This window comes from Selenomonadales bacterium (assembly GCA_017442105.1).
GTDB lineage: Bacteria > Bacillota > Negativicutes > RGIG982 > RGIG982 > RGIG982.
In genome coordinates this window covers 1-5,019 of record JAFSAX010000021.1, presented here as the reverse complement: position 1 = coordinate 5,019, position 5,019 = coordinate 1, and the positions used below count along the sequence as shown (strand labels likewise).

Below are 5,019 nucleotides of genomic sequence, written 5' to 3'. Positions count from 1 at the left end.
TATTAAGATCATTCGTGCGCTCGGTATCGAAGGTGGCTGTAATGCACAGTACGCACTCGATCCGAACAGCAACCGTTACTATGTAATCGAAGTTAACCCGCGTGTCAGCCGTTCGAGTGCACTTGCATCGAAAGCTACGGGTTATCCGATCGCTAAAGTAACGAGTAAGATCGCTATCGGTTATTCGTTGGATGAGATCACGAATGCCGTTACGAAAACGACAAAAGCGTGCTTCGAACCGACGATCGACTATATCGTAACGAAATTCCCGCGTTGGCCATTCGATAAATTCGTATCGGCTGACCGTACGCTCGGTACGCAGATGAAAGCAACGGGTGAAGTTATGTCGCTCGAACGCAGTTTCGAAGCGTCCATCCTCAAAGCGATTCGTTCGCTCGAAATCGGTTTGATCCATCTTCATATGGAAGAACTTGAAGCTTGCACGACAGAAGAGATCCATGCAAAACTCAAATGTTCTGATGATCAGCGTTTCTTCGTAGTTGCAGAAGCGATCCGCCGTGGTATCACAACGGAAGAAATTCATGCAATTACGCGTATCGACAACTGGTTCCTTGATAAAGTTGCTAACATCGTAGCAATGGAAAACGAGCTCAAATCGGAAGCTATGACGGCTGATCTGATGCAGCGTGCGAAAAAAATGGGCTTTGCAGACAAAACGATCGCAGGCCTTATCGGCAAAACGATGGAAGAAGTTCGCGAGATCCGCAAAGGCTTCGGTATCGTTCCGTCTTACAAAATGGTAGATACGTGTGCGGCTGAATTCGAAGCAGTAACGCCGTACTACTACTCGAGCTATACACAGGAAGACGAAGTAAACGTCGCTTCCGATAAGAAAAAAGTCATGGTACTCGGTTCCGGTCCGATCCGTATCGGTCAGGGTGTTGAGTTCGACTACTGCTCGGTTCACTCCGTATGGGCACTTCGCCAGATGGGTTATGAATCGATCATCGTCAACAACAACCCGGAAACGGTAAGTACTGACTTCGATACATCCGACAGACTTTACTTTGAACCGCTTACGCCGGAAGATGTACTCAACATCATCGACAAAGAACAGCCGGAAGGCGTTATCGTTCAGTTCGGTGGCCAGACGGCTATCAACTTGTCGGCAGCACTTGCAAAAGCAGGCGTGAAGATCTTCGGTACGTCTGTTGACGATATCGACAGAGCAGAAGACAGAGAACGCTTTGATGCGCTTCTTGAAGAAACGGGTATCCCGAGACCGCAGGGTGTTACGGTAACAAATGCGGAAGATGCTATCATCCAAGCGGAAAAGATCGGTTATCCGGTCGTTGTTCGTCCGTCGTACGTACTCGGTGGCCGTGCAATGGAAATCGTATACAGCAGCGAAGAGCTGAAAGACTATATGCAGAGAGCCGTAAAAGCATCTCCGGAACATCCGGTTCTCGTTGACCGTTATATGCAGGGTACAGAAGTCGAAGTCGACGGTATCTCCGATGGCGAAGAAGTCCTTATCCCGGGCATCATGGAACACGTAGAACGTGCAGGCGTACATTCCGGTGACAGTATCGCAGTATATCCGCCGCAGACGCTCTCGCAGGAGATCAAAGACACTATCATCGACTACACGACACGCCTTGCAAAAGGCCTCAATGTTAAAGGTGTACTCAACATCCAGTACATCATCGCACATGACGGTGTATTCGTAATCGAAGTTAACCCACGCTCGAGCCGTACGATTCCGTTCCTCAGCAAAGTAACAAACATTCCGATGATCAACGTAGCAACGCGCATTGCAATGGGCGCAACGCTCAAAGAACTCGGCTACAAACCGGGTCTGTTGGAAGAAAAACCGTACGTTGCTGTAAAAGCACCTGTATTCTCGTTCGCGAAAATGCAGCAAGTCGATATCTCCCTCGGCCCAGAAATGAAATCGACGGGTGAAGTTATGGGTACAGACTACTACTATGCACGTGCGCTCTACAAAGCGATCACAGGTGCAGGTATGAACATTCCAATGTTCGGTACAGTACTCTTCACAGTAGCAGACAAAGATAAACAAGAAGCTTGCGAATTGGCAAAACTTTTCGCTGACCTCGGTTACCACTTGGTAGCAACGGAAGGCACGGCAAAAGCACTCCAAGAAGCAGGCATCAAAGCAGAACGTGTACAGAAAGTACATGAGCATAAAGCCGACATCATCCATATGATCAAAACAGGCAAAATCAACATGGTAATCAACACGCTGACGCAAGGTCGCGCAATGGAACGTGACGGCTTCAAGATCAGACGTGCAACGGTAGAACATGCAATTCCGTGCCTTACTTCCATGGATACGGCAAAAGAAATTGCACGCGTATTGAACTTCATGAGAGAACGCCGTTTGGTCTATGCACTCGCATTGCAAGATTATATTGGCGGAGGGGATCAGCTTGCCTAAGCATTTAGAAAATGCAGTGATTTTCCAGAATCGCAAGGTCGCAGAAGGAATGTATGAGATCACCTTGACTGCGCCGACGATCGCGGCTATCGCAAAACCGGGTCAGTTCCTGCATGTACAGGTATCCGATACAGTTGCTCCGCTTCTGCGTCGTCCGATCAGTATCGCAGATGTCGCAGTCGATAAGATCGTACTCATTTACCGTACCATTGGTAAAGGTACGGAAGTATTATCGCAGCGTAAAGCAGGGGAGACGATCAGTCTCCTCGGCCCGCTGGGACGCGGATTCCCGACAGATAAGCTCCAAGGTAAAAGAACGCTCCTCATCGGTGGTGGGGTAGGTATCGCGCCGCTCATCTATGTAGCCAATACGGTCGGATGCAGTGATATCCTTATGGGCGGTCGTACAAAAGATGATCTTTTCTGGACGAGCTACTACGGCGCGTGTGAAGATATCTATGTCACGACGGACGATGGCTCGATGGGACTGAAAGGCTTTACCGTCGATGCACTCCCGCAGATCCTTGCGGAAAAATCGTATGATGCTATCTGCACCTGCGGCCCCGAGATCATGATGAAACGCGTTGCCGAAATCGCAAGAGAATATCAAGTACCTTGCTATGTTTCGCTCGAAAAACACATGGCTTGCGGTCTTGGTGCATGCCTCTCGTGTACGTGCGAAGCAAAAGACGGCACGCGCAAAAAGGTCTGCTCGCACGGACCTGTATTCTTGGCAGAGGAGGTCTTTTAAATGGCAGATTTAAGAGTCAATTTGGCAGGCCTTCAAATGAAAACTCCTGTTATGACAGCATCGGGCACATTCGGTTTCGGTATCGAATTCGCCGACTTTATGAACCTCAACGACCTCGGTGCAGTCGTAGTCAAAGGTACGACACTCAATCCGCGCAGTGGTAATGCAGGCGTTCGCATCGCAGAGACCCCTGCTGGTATGCTTAATTGTATCGGTCTCGAAAACCCGGGTTCCGATACATTTATCAAAACGATCCTTCCGCAATGCAAACGGTATGAATTTCCCGTCATCGTCAATATGTCGGGTTCTACCGTGGAAGAATACGGCGTTTTGGCAGAGAAGCTCTCCGTTGACGGCGTAGCCGCACTCGAGCTTAATATCTCTTGTCCGAACGTCAAAGAAGGCGGTATCGCCTTTGGTACACGTCCCGAAAGTGCGGCGGCAGTCGTTCGTGAAGTCAAAAAACACACGAACCTTCCTGTCATCGTCAAACTGTCTCCGAACGTGACTGATATCGTTGAAATGGCAAAATATGTCGAAGATGCAGGTGCAGATATCATCTCGATGATCAACACGCTCCTCGGCATGGTCATTGATACGAAAACGTGGAAACCTGTCCTCGGCAACATCGTTGGCGGACTCTCGGGTCCTGCTGTCAAACCTGTTGCTGTCCGTATGGTATGGCAGGTCGCACAAGCGGTCAAAGTCCCCATTATCGGTATGGGCGGTATCATGACGGCAGAAGATGCCATCGAATTCTTCCTGGCAGGTGCAAGTGCCGTCTCCATCGGTACGGCCAACTTCGTTAATCCTGCAGTCGCGATGGACGTAACGCGCGGTATCGATGAATATCTCGATGCACGCGGAATCAAATCGATTCAAGACATCGTTGGTCAAGTCAAAATCGGATAATAGGAGCATAAAAGATGAAAGATAGATTGATCGTAGCACTCGATTACTCCAGTGACGAACCTGTCAAACAGCTCGTAACTTCCTTAGACGACAGCGTATCTTACTACAAAGTCGGTATGGAACTTTATTATTCGGTTGGAGAATCGATCATCCATTATTTAAAAGAACAGCAGAAAAACGTCTTTTTGGACTTAAAGCTGTATGATATTCCGAACACCGTTGCCAAAGGTCTCAGTGCCTTGACGCGTCTTGGTGCCAACATGATGAATGTACACGCAAGCGGCGGCTCCCTCATGATGCAAAAAGCAGTCGAAGCTGTTGCTGATGAAGCTGCACGTTTGTCGATTGCACGTCCGCAGGTCATTGCTGTTACGATTCTCACGAGCATGAACCAAGAGCAGTGGGGACAGATGGGACACACGTGCGAGATCAGCGATCAAGTCGTTCGTCTTGCACTCCTCGCAAAAGAAAGCGGTATGGACGGTGTCGTAGCATCTCCGCAAGAAGCTTCTGCCATCCGCAGTGTATGCGGTGATGACTTCTTGATCGTAACTCCGGGCGTACGTCCTGTCGGCGCCGCAGTCAACGATCAGAGCCGTATCGCAACACCGTCGAGCGCACTTCGTCAAGGCTCGACACATCTCGTCGTCGGTCGTCCGATCACGGCGGCACCCGACGGTCAGGCAGCAGCGAAAGCCATCTTAGAAGAAATGGAGGGCGCATTCAAATGATGACGCAAGAAGAAGTAAAACAGTTATTTATCGAAACAGGTGCTATCTTGGAAGGTCATTTCCTTCTTACTTCGGGACTTCACAGCCCGATGTATGTTGAGAAATTCCAAGTTCTCCAGCACCCGAAACATACAGAAAAACTCTGCCAGTCCATGGCAGAAATGTTCGCTGACGATAATGTAGAAGTCGTAGTAGGCCCTGTA

5 protein-coding genes are annotated in these 5,019 nt (G+C 49.3%); all 5 read left to right on the top strand.

Annotated elements, in window-relative coordinates; all coding sequences use genetic code 11:
- Nucleotides 1–2,422: carbamoyl-phosphate synthase large subunit (gene carB, locus IJN28_00890; protein ID MBQ6712327.1), on the top strand; the 2,422-nt coding region annotated here is incomplete at its 5' end.
- The gene (locus IJN28_00885; GenBank protein ID MBQ6712326.1) at nucleotides 2,415–3,173 is read left to right on the top strand and encodes a dihydroorotate dehydrogenase electron transfer subunit; all 759 of its coding nucleotides are present in this window, start codon (nucleotides 2,415–2,417) and stop codon (nucleotides 3,171–3,173) included. The genes carB and IJN28_00885, both read left to right, overlap by 8 nt.
- Nucleotides 3,174–4,085: a dihydroorotate dehydrogenase gene (locus tag IJN28_00880; protein MBQ6712325.1), complete on the top strand. Its 912-nt coding sequence runs from the start codon at nucleotides 3,174–3,176 to the stop codon at nucleotides 4,083–4,085.
- A 14-nt stretch (nucleotides 4,086–4,099) separates the two neighbouring features.
- A complete protein-coding gene (gene pyrF, locus IJN28_00875) occupies nucleotides 4,100–4,816 on the top strand; it encodes an orotidine-5'-phosphate decarboxylase (GenBank protein ID MBQ6712324.1) in 717 nt (238 codons plus the stop codon).
- Nucleotides 4,816–5,019, top strand: a 204-nt coding sequence (locus IJN28_00870) for an orotate phosphoribosyltransferase (protein ID MBQ6712323.1), incomplete at its 3' end; no start/stop codon positions are given. The genes pyrF and IJN28_00870, both read left to right, overlap by 1 nt.

Excerpts from the sequence above, each read along its gene's own strand:
- IJN28_00880 (MBQ6712325.1), top strand. The coding sequence starts at position 3,174 with ATGGCAGATTTAAGAGTCAATTTGGCAGGCCTTCAAATGAAAACTCCT.
- pyrF (MBQ6712324.1), top strand. The coding sequence starts at position 4,100 with ATGAAAGATAGATTGATCGTAGCACTCGATTACTCCAGTGACGAACCT.